Here is a 14,178-nt window from a genome sequence, read left to right as displayed (position 1 = left end):
GGCCTCCTAGGGTGACTCGTCTTGCAAGGAGAGGCTGCGTTTACGACTTGGATTAAAAAATCACTCGGAGTCCTTTTAGAGAGTGGGCATCTATAAGACGACCTGGGGCATCGGCATAAGCCTTTTCGTCATCTATGTTGTGAAGACATACCCGACATCCCGTGGAGTCATATCCCACCAGTAATCCAGAAAGCCCCTCCATGATCCATTTACCGGTTTTGTTCATCCACCCGGGTGTGACGACCTGAATTTCCGTAATGACAAACTCGCTGGTTTGTTGAGAAAGTATTTCGTCGAGCATATCGATGTCACTAATCATCATGGTGCGTGGCCACACCTTGCCATCCGAGCACTCTTCAAGAACGACGTGATACCAAGGATGAGCCAAGTGGCGTTCAAATATCCGCCAGTTTGAATACCCATCCCCAAAGATATTAGGGGTGCCGTCGGCAAAGGCTTCATGACTTCTAAACATTTCACATTCCCATAGATCTACAGGCCGCAGTTGCAGCTGATTTCATTGATAAAGAGACATAATCGCGGCGAGGCTGGCTGACTTTTCATCGCCATCGCCCATCAAAACGTACACCGTATTTTTGGTTTCAAAGAGAAAGCCATCTTGGAATGAAATGGCCATGGACGTAGATTTTGGTCAGATCCTCATCGCTTGCTATCGCACGCACAATCGTCCACTGCTGGACGATGCAAAAGCCTTTGTTTGGAAAGCAGCTCTGTACCAACTGAATCAAGCTCTCTTGGCTTTCAGTAGAACCAGACCGAGGTTCTCCATTGCTGGAGAGGAGCTCACCGGCTGCTTGGGTATCTTCGAGTTCCAATCAAAAAGCCTCTGACATTACATGTGATAGGTTCAGTACCTATGCCGTCTACGCTTGACAGCGCTTGTCGCCGCCAGCGGTAACCGGCGGCGAAAAATACGTTGGAGCTCAAGTGATTGCCCGGAAGAACACTATATAGAGTCGATCCGGGCAGAGCAACGTGGCTACATCCTCGCCTTTCGAGGATTTCCTATGTCACTGAGCCAAGGCTTAGCAGCCGTTCTACGAGCGATTAGAGCCACCAAAGACCTCGCCCAGAGCGACCTAGCATCTGCAGCAGGTCGTACATTTTTATCTAGGATCGAGCGGGCCAAGTCGGATGTGACACTTAGCAAACTTGATGAAATCGCCTTAGCGGCCGGGCTTGACACTGTGACGTTGATGGTGCTCCGCGCAGTAGCGAATAACGGTAAAACGCCAGAACAAATACTGAAATGTGTAGAGGAGGAGCTGGCGGAATTTAAAAGCCAAGGCGGCTTGGAAAAGCTAACTAGCCAGGTAGAGGATGGTGCAGTAGCGTCTAGGGCAAACAGCCGATTGGAAAAGCAACTGGCAGTTCAAGAGTGCAGGATGATCGGGATGACCCAGCGAGAGGCGGCGAAAAAGCTACAGCTCCCCAAATCCACAGTGGCTGATTTGTGGAATGTTAGTGGTACGTAGCTTGGGGTACCTGCGGACACATATTCTGCTGTCGCTGCAACGCTTAGTTGATGGATCAGTGCGAACGCTCGAGATCTTCCGACATCAAGAGCGCGGTAGCCTTTTTAATATCGATTTCTCTCGTTCGAGACGAGCGATTCGGGCTTCCAGCTCCTGAATCTTTTGCTGCTCAGGGTCAGTGCATTAGTCTGCGGGGTGATACCTGTGCACTCCTGCAGAAGCTGGCTAGCCCAGCGGCGCAGGGCCAACTCGCCAACACCTAACGAGCGACTGGCTTCGATGAAGCTATAGTTTTGTTTGAGTACGAGGTCGGCATCCTCGCGTTTGAATTCAACGGAAAAAGCACGACGCTGTTTGGTCATCTGACACCTCGATATGGCGAGCATTCTTGCCTAAATGGGTGTCCGGTTTCATTAGATCACTACACTCTGGTGATATGTAGACGGTGACGTCCACCGACCAGCGATAGGCCTCACCATAGAATGGCGGCTCGTGATGTCGACTGGATGAGAGCCCAATTGAAATTGCCCGCCGCCAATACCGACTGTTCGGCGGTCATACCCCAACCCGCCATCGACAAAACTGTCTAGTAGACCCCATGAATTCCACTCTTGGCCCGGCTCGGGTGTGGGGCAATCTGCCATACGCCGCTATGTCCGCATGCGATATGATGCCAAGTAGATATCAACACAAGCAGCTTGGGAACGGTCGATAAAACCGGGGCTGTATGGCTTTCATTTCACAACACAGGATCGTGTTCTATGCCAGTCGATGCCCTGCCACTTGCCCCTCTAGCACCACTGCCTGTAATCCCTCTCACACTCCAACATCAAGGGCAGCAGGCATATCTTCCCCCAGGTGCGAATGAGTGGATGCCACTGACAGCTGAAGCATATCGCGTACTGAAAGGGGCCGAGCCTGATGATGCCCAACTGATCAGTTCGAACAGGAATACGTTGAGCGAGATGTTCTCGTCCGCTCTTCAGGTGCCTAACCTAGGTTTTTTTGCGGGAAGCGGTACATCCCTAGGTAACCCCGGTGGGCCTAGCATGTTGAAGCTATGGCAAGACTCGATGTGCGACCCGCTGACCCATACGCTGACAGCTGCCGGTCAGCAGGTTACTGAGCGTGTCCGTTATGCCGAGCGCAAAAATCCGAACATTGAGCATTTCTTGTCACAATGCGATGCCTACCTAGCGTTCAACGACGACCCAGCCGTCGAAGGGTTTGTTGCACGCGTGAAAGAGCAAATCCTACACGCTTGCTCAACGTTTATTACCCTGCCCACGTCAGACATATCGGCATATCGTGAACTCCTTCAGAAGCTGGCTAGGAGAAGGGTTCGTGACCCGCGCCTGAAGGTGTTTACGACAAATTATGACATGTGCTTTGAAACGGCAGCGTCGGAACTGGGGATGGTCATTATTGATGGATTCTCCTACACCCGCAGACGTCGGTTTGACGGCAAACATTTCACATACGACATCGTGCGCCGTGAAGCTGACAGCCATGAGTTTGCCGAAGGCATTTTTCAACTACTGAAGCTCCATGGTTCCGTCAGCTGGAGCCGAGAGAGCAATGAAGTCTACGAGGACAGTCGACCGACGCCGGAAAATGCCTGCCTGATATACCCCGCGAAAGGAAAGTACCAACAAGCGTTTCTCCAACCTCACTTAGAGCTGCTTTCAAGATTTTTAGAGTTTTTGCGTCAGCCGAACAGCTGCCTGGTTGTGTCAGGATTCGGGTTTAACGATGACCACCTTTCCGAACCGATCTATTCAGCGTTGCAATCCAACCCAAGCCTGAAGCTGATTCTTTGCGACTTCCAGTGCATCAGCCATGTCCACAACCGGGGTTTTAATGGGTCGAGTCCGTATTGGGGAAAATTCCGCGATCTCGCTCAGCGCGGTTTCGACGTCCATTTTGTCAGCGGCTCATTTGGTGATTTGACGGCTCATATCCCCCACCTGCGCACCGCTTCACCAGCTGAACAGTTGGCAAATGCTGTTAAACGGATTGGTAGGTAACCATGTCCCCAGAAGGAATACTTCTTAGCACGCTGAAAATCGGAGTGGTCACCAGCGTGGCAGCGCAACTGATCAAAATCAACCTGGCACATGCTGGAGAAAACAGCGGTCGATATTTAGGTCACAATCGCTACGGTAAGGGTGAGGTGGGGGAACTGGTGCTGATCGAGGGTCAGCAAGCGGTGCTCCTAGGACGCATCACCGAGGTGAACCTACCTGATCGTGAGCGCACCGAGATTTCCCAGGACTTCGCTGGCACGCATGCTATTGATGCAATTGGCTTGATCCGCCTACTGGGGTCTGTTGATCCACACACCTTGAAAGTCACTGCAGGCGTGAGTTCCTACCCACGATTGGGAGACCGGGTTTACTCAGCACCTGGCTCGTTTATCTCCAAAATCCCAACATTGATTTCGAGCGGAATAAATGGGGAGTCCCCCCGTGTAACACTCGACCTCGGACATGTCTCTGGGGACGGAGGTTTCGCGATTGCTGTAACGCCAGAAAAACTCTTTGGTCGGCATTGCGCGATCTTGGGCTCAACCGGCGGCGGGAAAAGCTGGACGACTTCAAAGCTTATTGAGGAGTGTCGTCGATATACCTGCAAGATCGTGCTTGTGGACGCTACCGGGGAATACAGGTCACTTGAAGGGGAAGACTCAACACATCACCATCTTGGAAACCCGCTGCATCGGACTCCTGCCTCACTTGAAGTGGCCATTCCGCCCACATGCTTTAATGAGACGGATTTTATCGCACTCTTTCAGCCGTCAGGTAAAACTCAAGGCCCAAAACTCAGAGAAGCCATAAAAAGCCTGAGGCTTGCGGCGTTGGCTCCAGATATCTTCACGGGAGGGTACGTTCCGAAAGTAGGTCAACTCAAAGCTGATTTTCGTCGAGCGATGAATAGGGACAATAACGCCAACCGGGTGGGTAATCCGAATCTCCCCTTTGATCAGGGCATGTTGGTTCGGCAAATTGTCGAGGAATGCTGCTTCCCGACGGGACAGAACAACGACATGAGTAGATGGGGCGCGGCAAGTAGCGAGCTATCCTACTGCTCCTCCCTAATGACACGAATCATGAGTGTCATGGACTCTCCTTCGCTGAGCAGTATATTTCGCCCTGCAGAGGGTCTCCCGAGCTTGGTTGAACATCTCGATGAGTTTATCGCTGGAGAAAAGCGGTTATTCAGAATATGCCTCAGCTCAGTCGGCTATGAGTTCAACGCAAGAGAAGTCATCGCCAACGCCATCGGCAGGCTGTTATTGCTTCGAGCACGTAACGAGTTTTTTAGGCAGCGTCCGCTGATCGTCATCTTGGACGAGGCTCACAATTTCCTAGGAAAAACGTTGGGAAGTGAAGACGATGTTCAGAACCTGGACGCGTTCGAGCTCATAGCGAAAGAAGGACGAAAGTACGGACTCAACATTTGCCTAGTGACTCAGCGACCGCGAGACATCACAGAAGGAGTGCTGAGTCAGATGGGCACGTTGCTTGTACATCGGCTGACCAATGACCGTGACCGAGAAGTGGTCGAACGTGCCTGTGGAGAGCTGGATCGTTCAGCCGCCGCTTTTTTGCCCAACCTCAAGCAGGGCGAGGTGGCACTGGTAGGTGTTGATTTCCCAATCCCTGTAACCATTCAGATGGGACGCCCCACCCAACCTCCAAGGTCGGACGGGCCAAGCTTTCAAGCGCTATGGTGATGTCGCAATCCGTTTCGCTTGCATCGGTGTTCTGAGAATGTTCAGCTACTCTCGAATTCAAACAGTTAAGCGACGTCGCGGGTGCTGGATCTCAACACAAATATACGATGATGCAGCTTGCGAATTTACTCCGGCCATCTGTATGGGTAACGCTATAAACTCAGGTTACTGTGCCTTGTTTTTGACGCTTGAACCGTATGCGTCCGGCCAAGGTATCTAACCACCGGTTGGTTGTAGATAAATTCAGAGTGCGCGATCATGAAGTGCTAGCTTTCATTCGTACAGTCATGAGATTTCCAAGGAATGAACCGATCAGAGCGCCGCAGGTACGAGAAAGAGTTTCCAAAAGCTTTGAAGAAGGCCGGTGATAACTGCGGGATTTGCCGCAAGCCACTGAAACACAACTCCCGTACTTTTGGCGGAGTGTTGTCGGATGGATGCGCTGCATTGGCGGGTGAGTGCTGCCAAAACCAGCTCGATGTCGTCATGGGTTCCGGGGTGTACATCAACCAGAACACCGATGCCATCATGGGTGTTTTGGAGCAGATGAAAGGTGATTCAGGTGGGCAACCAGTCGCGGATGCGCTGGAAGCTTCGAGGCGTCTCCAGTCGGGCATTGGAGGACTAGAGGACATCGTCGAGCGCACAATGCGGCGCGGAGGGCTTTCGAGGCCTGCTCAAGGTATTTCGTTGACCGACACCCCGTGGAAGACGGATGACGCACAGTGGTTTGAGACACACTCCGCTAGATCTCACCGGTTACGCCCTATGCATCCTGGCGAACACGAGACAATACCAACTCAAATGAAAGAGGCCGTCATCCCCGATGATCATCGATGGGATATTTTGGTGCGGCAGATACAAAAAGGGCACCGTGCCCGATTGGCTTTTTGTCGCAATGCTCTTATGGAGATCCCCGATGTGGAAGAGGTGATTCATGCAATCTTTGACACTGTTGCCAATGCCAGGCCGGGCGACACAATAACGGCCGATAAAATTGCTGCTCTGGCCAAGCGTTATCACACCTCCAAAGGCTCAGTCCCCAACTAAACGAGATCGCTTCAATCCTTCAATTCAGCCTGGGCTGGATGGCCGATCACCTCAGGTCGATCAAAAGGCTGAACAGCATACGTAAAGAGGAATTGATGTCTAGACATGGGGTTATCGTTCGACGGGCATGGGTTCTTGCTTAGCCGGATTGGAGCGTGATTTACAGCTCTCAGCTTGCTCAGAGACGTCGACTTACAAAATATTTCGGATTCGAAGTTTGGCTGATAAAGCGTATACTTCGACCCTCAAAATGAAGCTGAAATAGCCAAAAGTATACGTTTTTACTCGATCGCATCGATTAAGACTTGATAAAAGCCCCGCAGGCGTTGGGCTGCGCGAATGTATACGTAGACCTATATGAATATTATGCCAATAAGCTGAGCAGGCAGGCGGGTCAAACCGCCTGACCCAAAACCCCCGTTAAACCCTGGCAACAGGTGGGTTTGACGGGGGTTTTGTTTTTTGGAGGGGTGGGGGAGTTACGCGGTCATTTGCGCCAATCGGCTATCTGCTGCGCAGTGGCGTAGAAATCAACGCCAGCACCCAAGGCTTGCTGCCCATCCGGCTGATTGTGACGTAACCCCTCAAGCACTTGAGCATGACTGCGACGGAATTGCCCAAGCTGTTTTGCACCTTGCGGGCTGGCCGTTTGCGCTGCTGTCTCGATGCGTTGATACAAGTCCATCTGATTGGTAGCCGCCAGGTTGGTGGGGACATAGGGGCGATTAGCCGCAACGGCCTCTGCAATCGGGAATGTTTCGGCAAAGGTATGGTAGCCGCCAAAGTTCATGAAGGCGGCAATACCCAGCCCGGCCGCCAGCACCATGTGTTCATTGCCATAGATTCTATCCGGGTTCAACGTGTTGAGCGCCAGCAGCACGTCACAGGTACTGCCGGATTGCGCCCCCGCAGATGGCAGACCCTTGAGGTTGGACTCCATTGCGAATGTGCCAAAGGGCTGCCAACGATTGATACCCACGCCATGCAGCATTGAAAAATGCTCCAGCATGCCGGTCAGGCCTTGCTGGGAATAGGCTGGCGGCACGTTCTCCATTTCAGCCTCTGACATGGTGAAAGGCCGGGTCAGGTCTGCAATCGGCGCACCTTGACGGGGAATTGCATTGAGATTCTGATTGCGATCACCCAGCGCTTTGCGCAAGGCGGCCTGCTCAGTGCTGTGCGGGTCGACCGTGTTCTGTACCACCAGCCCAAACCCCATCTTGAGCTTGGCCGCATCTTCATAAACTCCCTTCACCGGCCGCAACTCCCCGCCGACTTCCACCATAGGCATCCGTTCACTGCGGGCACGACTGAGCGGATTGTCAAAGGCCGGCGTACGCGTCTTGCTTGAAAACTCCTTGAAACGATCAGCGAACTGATCTGCCTGCGCATCAAGACCAGCCTCACGCAGCAAGGCCACGCAAGCCGCGGTATTGGCTTGTTTGTGCTGCGCATAGAGCCCGGGTTGACTCTCGTCTTCTACGGGGGCCATCAACTGGCACATCGTGCTGCCAAAAGCGCTCGACGCACGGATTTTAGTCAGCAGGTCAACATGGTTTTGCTTGTCGAACCCTTCTGTACATCCGGCCAGAGGAGTCTGCAGCGTGTTGATCAACCACGGTTGCAGCGCCTGCCCGGGTTTCATCTGCCGACCAATCTGGTCGGACTGTGCTGCCAAAGGCTCGATGGTGGCCTGCAGAACATCGCGCAACGGCTGCTCCCGTCCCTTGTAATGGACGGCAAGCCCACCCGCCACGCTTTGCTCGCTCAACCCCTGACGCAACACCGTTGCCAGTTGTGCGGCGTGCTGGTCGAACACTTCACCTATCCTGCCTGGCTGGTTCAACAAGGCCATGCTGGCGCCCGCTTCAAAAAACTTGCTGTTGGTGATCATCTGTCTTTGTACATCCGTCAGGGCAACACCATGGGGACTGCTTTGAGCAACGGCATCTGGCTTACCTTGACTGTCGATGCCATATACCGCATCGAGCGATGTACCTGACCTGGAAATAAACATGATGCTCACCTCATTAATAGTGCACTTGGATAGATGGGGCATGGAGAAGGCACGCACAGGCTCGCAAACCAGTAGCAAACCTGGCGACGCAACAGCCATTGGGCCGCAAACTTTGCCCTTGAACTAAAAACAAAACAAATATCAAAGTGTAAGAAAATAACAAGGAAAGACGAACAGCCCTCTTAATTATTAGCGTACTGAACCGAATACATACTCACATCCAATAAACACTTTCACGGCAATAAAGACATGATGCCTTATCAATAACACTTGCGATCTTTGTACCTGTTAACCCCCGGTAACAGTTCGCTTGCACGTTGTGGAACCCGCCCTGCAGCCCGGGCCACAGACTGCGAGACATGTAATGGACTGCACGGTCGCCGATACCCTCCCTGCTCCCGGAGTGTGTTGCTTGACCGTTCACATGTTGTTTCCCACGAAGGATGACCACCATTCGATCGAACGAACGAAAACACATGAAAGATCTCAGCTCGATTTCCCCCTTCAGGTTTACCCCCACGGACAGCGTTGCCCGGGGGACTTCACACATCAGCGCCGGCGCCATTCCCGCCGCCCCACCTTGCTGTACACCCAAAGAAATATACGATCGTGTCCACCAGGAAATATCCCGGCGCTATCTGTCATTCGATCAAGGTAAGGAAATGGGATTTGCCGGCAAGGCCGGAGTAACCGGTGATATCGACTTCATTACCAAAAAAGATTTGATTGGCATACTGCGACACTTGAAAGAGGATGAAAGCGCACTGCAGGAGAGCAAAAAAGACTCTGCTCGGACTCAACTTTTCGACAAGATTTATTTGATGTCCGGGGACAAGGAGACAGGCAGAAACTGGAATTTAAGACTCCACAATTACAGTGTGCGCGGCACAGGGCTTGGAGGCGAAGACATCCCCCACCGTCATCGCTGGACGCTGGCCAGCAATGTGCTTACTGGTGGTTACAACAACGTCAATTACGAAGAACGCAGTGTCTCGCAGCCCCATGACCCCAAAGACAAATTCAACAAATACGTGCTTGGCGCATCGAGTGCGCAAACAACCCAGGGCGCCAGGGGGGCAACGCTTGTAAACGAAGCCGTGATGGTTCCCTTCAAAAATGAAATTTATGCCAAGGGTGACATCAATCATTTCCCGATTGCCCTGCCGCACAGTGTTGATACAGCCCCTGCCTATATGGGGACTACATTGACCCTGGCCCACACGGGCGTGCCGACGACAGATACGTCCATTGCTTATTACAAAGAAGCGTTCACCAGCTTGCCTTCACTGCACTTTGAAAGTGTCGAGGCCTTCAAGGCGTCCATTGACCTGCGCATCGCGCAACTTCAGGTGCTTGACTTGCAGGACAACCTGAGTACGTTCCTCAACGCCAGGCAACAGAACAACCAGCCGTTAACCCCCGACGAAACCCGGCACCTGAGGGATACCCACGAGTACAACTATGTAGAAACATCGTTGCTGCCGGCCCTGGCCATTTACAACATGGAAAAAATCAATGGCATCGAGCACCGGGAGTTCTCGGCCGACACGGCGAAATTTCTCGATAGCCAACTTTCACAGATCAATCAACGTGTACTTAACACCCTGATCGAAGGTAACCAGACGGACCTGATGGACCAGCGCCTTTCCCTGGTACTGGAGCCCGGCGCTTTCGCCCAGGCCATGGCTGAAAGACAGGGGCAATAAACCTCGATTCGCGGATCCGCAGCGATAGCATTGCGTTCTAACTGTTGGGCACTGTGGGAGCGGGCTTGCCCGCGATTGTCCTGTTACACCGCAGCGATCCCGTCGCGAGCAAGCCCGCTCCCACAGAACGTGTAACCATCACCCCGAAACAGTGCGCCCGCGCCACAAAATGAATCACTCTGCACATTCTTCAGCCTGATATTCGCTCGCCAATAGGCACTCTGCACACCCGCCCATATGCCGTGTGCCCGCTTTTCTCCGGTTTACCCGCCCTGACAAAACAGGCCCGCTTATTGCTCTGGCTCCTGTGTGCTACCGATATCGGCGCACCCATTCGAGGCGGAGACCTGCACCATGAGTTCACCCGGCGATTTTCCTTTGAGCGAAGCCCCGCGTTCAGCCCGCAAGGGGCTGTTGTCGATTTCGATGGTGCTGTTCAGCTTTACCTTCTTTACCGGCACCATGTTCGCCGGTGGCAAGCTGGGCATGGCCTTCAACTTTGTCGATATGCTGTGGATTGCGGCCATCGGCAATACCCTGCTGGCGCTGTATGCTGCCGCCCTGGCCCTGATCGCTTCGCGCAGCGGCCTGAACACGGTGCTGATGGGACGCTTGTGCTTTGGTGAGGCCGGTAGCCGCCTCTCGGACTTCCTGCTCGGTTTTGCCGAACTCGGCTGGTACGCCTGGGGCACGGCAACCGTGGCCATCGTGCTGGTGAAGATGCTCGGCCTGGCCGAAGGCTTCACCCTGCCCTTGATGGTGTTTTTCGGCATGGGCTTCAGCATCACGGCGATCATCGGTTACAAGGGCCTGGATGTGCTGTCGCGGGTGTCGGTGCCGCTGATGTTTGTCCTGCTGATTGTGTCCATGTATATCGCCACGCAGCATGTCGGCGGGTTTTCCGGGCTGGCAGCCGTGATCCCCCACGACACCATGAGCGTCTCGGCGGCCATCACCATGGTCTTCGGCACTTTTGCCAGCGGTGCCACCCAGGCCACCAACTGGACGCGCCTTTCGCGCAGCGGGCGTATTGCCGTCACCGCCAGCGTGGTCAGTTTCCTGCTGGGCAATGGCCTGATGATCGTCGCCGGGGCCTGGTGCGCCATGGTCTATCAGCAGGCCGATATCGTTGAAGTGATGATGCTCCAGGGCCTGTCGTTCGCCGCCGTGATCATGCTGTGCCTGAACCTGTGGACGATCCAGGGCCCGACCATCTACAACGTGGCCGCCGCCACCTGCCACATGGTGCGCAGCGAGCGCCGACGGACCATGACTCTGCTCGCCGCTGCCGTGGGCGTGCTGCTGGCGATGGGCGGCATGTATGAAATGCTGATTCCGTTTCTGGTGCTGCTGGGTTCGGTCATCCCGCCCATTGGCGGCGTGATCATGGCCGACTTCTGGTTTCGCCATCGCGGCAAATACCCGGCCCTGGCCAGCGTCCAGTTACCTCGCTACAACCTGGCAGGGCTGACCGCCTATGCCGTGGGCGCCTTGCTGGCCTATTTGTCGCCATGGATTGCGCCTCTGGTAGGCATTGGCGCATCGGCCATCGTCTATATCGTGCTGCTGAAACTCAGCCGTCAACCGGCGGTGCTGCCCACCGTCCAGGAGCCCCTTTGAGCCTGACCGTTGAAGAGATCCTGGCCCTGCCCGGCCTCGAAGAGATGACCCTGCGGGCCGGCGCACGCAACCGCCAGCGCAGCGTGCGCTGGTCCTATGTGGCCGAGAACGAAGGCATCGCCGGCTGGGTCATGGGCGGTGAGCTGGTGTTTGTCACCGGGATCAACCACCCCCGTGACGAGGCCAACTTGCTGCGCCTGATCGACGAAGGCAGTGATTGTGCGATTGCCGGACTGGTGATCCTGACCGGCGAGACCTTCATCCACAGCATTCCCCCATCGGTGATTGCACTGGCCGAAGCCCGCGGCGTGCCCCTGATCGAGCAACCGTACTTGCTGAGAATGGTCATCGTCACCCATTTGATTGGTACTGCACTGGTACAAATGGCCCAGACCAAACGCTCGCGCCACGACATTCTGGCGCAACTGCTCAGTGGCGATTACCCCAGCCTGGCCACCCTCCGCCAGCGCGCAACGCACTTGCAGCTGGCGCTGGACCAACCGTGCCGCCTGGTTGCGCTACGCTTGTCAGCAGTCAGTGTACTGTTTGCCATTCACGCACCCGAGGAGGCAGAACGCCTGTTGCAACACACCCGCCAGACCGTACAGGATCACCTCGACGTGTGGAGCCGTGCCCTGCCCCGCGCGTTGCCGGTGATCGTGCAGGGTGATCTGTTCATCCTGTTGCTCGCTGAAGACAACAACCTGCGCACAGAACTGGCGAGCCTGTATCGGGACTTGCAGGCCATCATCGGTAATCTGGCGCTGTTTATGGGGCTGGCAGGCAAGGTCGAGGATTGCGCCCATTATCACCGGGCCCTGAACGAAGCACGCCAGGCGCTGGATGTTGCAGAAAACCTGCGCCCGGCCACCGGCCTCTGCGATTTCAGCGAACTGGGCGTGTTGCGTCTGCTGCAGGCCGTGGGCGAACGCTCGGTGATCGAGGCTTTCGTACAGCAAACCCTGGGGCCGCTGATCGAACCCAACCGCAAGCAACCCCATACCTTGATCGATACCCTGGATGCCCTGCTCCAGGAGAACGGTAACGCACTCAAGGCCGCGCAACGCCTGAGCATCCATCGAAATACCATCAATCAACGCATGCAACGCATCGAGCAAAACAGCGCCCAGTCGCTCGATGATCCCTTATTCAGAATGAATGCTTCGGTGGCCCTGCTGGTGTGGCGCATGTCCGAAGCTCAACGACAGGAACGACCATGAAGATCATCAATGCCACACTGCGTAAAACCTCGGGTCTGCACACGGTCACCTGTGAAGGTGCGCTGATCAGTGCCATCACCCTGCAGGCAGGCAGCGTGCCGGCGCAAGCCGGCGATATCGACGCCCGCGGTCAGTTGCTGATTGCGCCTTTTGTAGAACCGCATATCCATCTGGACGCGGCCCTGACCGCCGGCCAGCCCGAGTGGAACCTCAGCGGCACCCTGTTCGAAGGCATCGAACGCTGGGCGCAGCGCAAGGAAACCATCACCCATGAAGACACCAAGCAGCGTGCCCACGCCACTGTCCGCATGCTGGCCGAACACGGCATCCAGCATGTGCGCACCCATGTCGACGTCACCGATCCAACCCTAGCTGCCTTGCGGGCGATGATTGAAGTGCGCGATGAAACCCGCCACCTGATCGACCTGCAAATCGTGGCATTCCCCCAGGAAGGCATCGAGTCCTATGCCGGTGGCCGTGAGCTGATGACCCTGGCCGTGGAGCTGGGCGCCGATGTGGTGGGTGGCATCCCGCACTTTGAAAACACCCGCGAGCAGGGAGTCAGTTCGATCAAGTTCCTGATGGATCTGGCCGAGCGCACGGGGTGCCTGGTGGACGTGCATTGCGACGAAACCGACGATCCCCACTCGCGCTTTCTTGAAGTGCTGGCCGAAGAGGCCCGGGTACGCGGCATGGGCAGCCGGGTGACCGCCAGTCACACCACAGCGATGGGTTCGTATGACAATGCCTACTGCTCCAAACTGTTCCGCTTGCTCAAGGCATCAAAGATCAACTTTGTCTCGTGCCCGACCGAAAGCATCCATTTGCAGGGTCGTTTTGATACCTTCCCGAAACGCCGTGGCGTGACCCGGGTGGCCGAAATCGACCGTGCCGGCATGAACGTGTGCTTTGGTCAGGACTCAATCAAGGACCCGTGGTATCCGCTGGGTAATGGCAATATTTTGCGGGTGCTGGATGCAGGGCTGCATATCTGCCACATGATGGGTTTTGAAGACCTGGCGCGCAGCCTGGACCTGGTCACCGACAACAGTGCACGGACGCTGAATCTGGGTGAGGGATACGGTATCGCAGTGGGCCGCCCGGCGAACCTGGTGGTGCTGGATGCCGACAGTGATTACGAAGCGGTGCGCCGCCAGGCCAAGGCGCGGGTATCGATCCGCGCTGGCAAGGTGCTGATGACGCGGGTACCGGAGCAGGTGGAGTTCAGCTGAGACCCGCGACGAACATTGTGGGAGCGGGCTTGCTCGCGATGGCATCAGCCCGGTTTGCCTGACATGCCGCAGCGTCTGCATCGCAGGCAAACCAGCTCCCG

General features: G+C 55.2%; 12 protein-coding genes. 9 read left to right on the top strand and 3 right to left on the bottom strand.

Annotation, left to right across the window (positions count from 1 at the left end; all coding sequences use genetic code 11):
- Nucleotides 1-52: 52 nt before the first annotated feature.
- Complete coding sequence (locus EQV96_RS08875) at nt 53-475, bottom strand: hypothetical protein (RefSeq protein ID WP_048351752.1); 423 nt, start codon at nt 473-475, stop codon at nt 53-55.
- 160 nt (nt 476-635) lie between these two features.
- Between EQV96_RS08875 and EQV96_RS08870 the strand changes: the two genes are divergently transcribed.
- Nucleotides 636-851, top strand: a complete 216-nt coding sequence (locus EQV96_RS08870) for a hypothetical protein (RefSeq protein ID WP_048351753.1) — start codon at nt 636-638, stop codon at nt 849-851.
- Nucleotides 852-1,028: 177 nt separating this feature from the next.
- Nucleotides 1,029-1,496: a helix-turn-helix transcriptional regulator gene (locus EQV96_RS08865; protein WP_048351754.1), complete on the top strand. Its 468-nt coding sequence runs from the start codon at nt 1,029-1,031 to the stop codon at nt 1,494-1,496.
- Between the two features lie 104 nt (nt 1,497-1,600).
- Here the strand turns inward: EQV96_RS08865 and EQV96_RS08860 are convergent, their stop codons facing one another.
- A complete protein-coding gene (locus tag EQV96_RS08860) occupies nt 1,601-1,858 on the bottom strand; it encodes a transposase (RefSeq protein WP_072022822.1) in 258 nt (85 codons plus the stop codon).
- Nucleotides 1,859-2,257: 399 nt separating this feature from the next.
- On the opposite strand from EQV96_RS08860, the gene EQV96_RS08855 reads away from it, so the two are divergent.
- The 3 genes from EQV96_RS08855 to EQV96_RS08845 all read left to right on the top strand — a co-directional run bounded on the left by EQV96_RS08855 (nt 2,258) and on the right by EQV96_RS08845 (nt 6,282).
- A complete protein-coding gene (locus tag EQV96_RS08855; protein WP_231984114.1) occupies nt 2,258-3,523 on the top strand; it encodes an SIR2 family protein in 1,266 nt (421 codons plus the stop codon).
- Between the two features lie 2 nt (nt 3,524-3,525).
- A complete protein-coding gene (locus EQV96_RS08850) occupies nt 3,526-5,232 on the top strand; it encodes an ATP-binding protein (protein ID WP_048351755.1) in 1,707 nt (568 codons plus the stop codon).
- A gap of 303 nt (nt 5,233-5,535) precedes the next feature.
- Nucleotides 5,536-6,282: a hypothetical protein gene (locus tag EQV96_RS08845; protein WP_048351756.1), complete on the top strand. Its 747-nt coding sequence runs from the start codon at nt 5,536-5,538 to the stop codon at nt 6,280-6,282.
- 487 nt (nt 6,283-6,769) lie between these two features.
- Here the strand turns inward: EQV96_RS08845 and EQV96_RS08840 are convergent, their stop codons facing one another.
- The gene (locus tag EQV96_RS08840; protein ID WP_095019242.1) at nt 6,770-8,299 is read right to left on the bottom strand and encodes a hypothetical protein; all 1,530 of its coding nucleotides are present in this window, start codon (nt 8,297-8,299) and stop codon (nt 6,770-6,772) included.
- 476 nt (nt 8,300-8,775) lie between these two features.
- Here EQV96_RS08840 and EQV96_RS08835 point away from each other — a divergent pair, with 476 nt between their 5' ends.
- From EQV96_RS08835 to codA, 4 genes are all read left to right on the top strand, one after another.
- The gene (locus tag EQV96_RS08835; RefSeq protein WP_141232525.1) at nt 8,776-10,005 is read left to right on the top strand and encodes a hypothetical protein; all 1,230 of its coding nucleotides are present in this window, start codon (nt 8,776-8,778) and stop codon (nt 10,003-10,005) included.
- Nucleotides 10,006-10,359: 354 nt separating this feature from the next.
- On the top strand, nt 10,360-11,625 hold the full coding sequence (codB, locus tag EQV96_RS08830) for a cytosine permease (protein WP_240881746.1): 1,266 nt from the start codon (nt 10,360-10,362) through the stop codon (nt 11,623-11,625).
- Nucleotides 11,622-12,845 carry a PucR family transcriptional regulator gene (locus EQV96_RS08825; protein ID WP_240881744.1) on the top strand — a complete coding sequence of 408 codons (1,224 nt, stop codon included), beginning with the start codon at nt 11,622-11,624 and terminating at the stop codon, nt 12,843-12,845. The genes codB and EQV96_RS08825 overlap by 4 nt, the downstream gene beginning before the upstream one ends.
- Nucleotides 12,842-14,077, top strand: a complete 1,236-nt coding sequence (codA, locus tag EQV96_RS08820) for a cytosine deaminase (RefSeq protein ID WP_095019237.1) — start codon at nt 12,842-12,844, stop codon at nt 14,075-14,077. The genes EQV96_RS08825 and codA overlap by 4 nt, the downstream gene beginning before the upstream one ends.
- Nucleotides 14,078-14,178 lie beyond the last annotated feature (101 nt).

The organism is Pseudomonas sp. TMW22080 (assembly GCF_022496745.1).
GTDB lineage: Bacteria > Pseudomonadota > Gammaproteobacteria > Pseudomonadales > Pseudomonadaceae > Aquipseudomonas > Aquipseudomonas bubulae.
The sequence above is the reverse complement of the archived record's forward strand: the minus strand, read 5'-3'. Positions and strand labels throughout refer to the sequence as shown.

What these genes read in the sequence shown, in the direction of transcription:
- EQV96_RS08860 (WP_072022822.1), bottom strand. Translation starts at nt 1,858, where the DNA reads ATGACCAAACAGCGTCGTGCTTTTTCCGTTGAATTCAAACGCGAGGAT.
- codB (WP_240881746.1), top strand. Translation starts at nt 10,360, where the DNA reads ATGAGTTCACCCGGCGATTTTCCTTTGAGCGAAGCCCCGCGTTCAGCC.
- EQV96_RS08850 (WP_048351755.1), top strand. Translation starts at nt 3,526, where the DNA reads ATGTCCCCAGAAGGAATACTTCTTAGCACGCTGAAAATCGGAGTGGTC.
- EQV96_RS08865 (WP_048351754.1), top strand. Translation starts at nt 1,029, where the DNA reads ATGTCACTGAGCCAAGGCTTAGCAGCCGTTCTACGAGCGATTAGAGCC.
- EQV96_RS08835 (WP_141232525.1), top strand. Translation starts at nt 8,776, where the DNA reads ATGAAAGATCTCAGCTCGATTTCCCCCTTCAGGTTTACCCCCACGGAC.
- EQV96_RS08855 (WP_231984114.1), top strand. Translation starts at nt 2,258, where the DNA reads ATGCCAGTCGATGCCCTGCCACTTGCCCCTCTAGCACCACTGCCTGTA.
- EQV96_RS08870 (WP_048351753.1), top strand. Translation starts at nt 636, where the DNA reads ATGGACGTAGATTTTGGTCAGATCCTCATCGCTTGCTATCGCACGCAC.
- EQV96_RS08875 (WP_048351752.1), bottom strand. Translation starts at nt 475, where the DNA reads ATGTTTAGAAGTCATGAAGCCTTTGCCGACGGCACCCCTAATATCTTT.
- codA (WP_095019237.1), top strand. Translation starts at nt 12,842, where the DNA reads ATGAAGATCATCAATGCCACACTGCGTAAAACCTCGGGTCTGCACACG.
- EQV96_RS08840 (WP_095019242.1), bottom strand. Translation starts at nt 8,299, where the DNA reads ATGTTTATTTCCAGGTCAGGTACATCGCTCGATGCGGTATATGGCATC.
- EQV96_RS08845 (WP_048351756.1), top strand. Translation starts at nt 5,536, where the DNA reads ATGAACCGATCAGAGCGCCGCAGGTACGAGAAAGAGTTTCCAAAAGCT.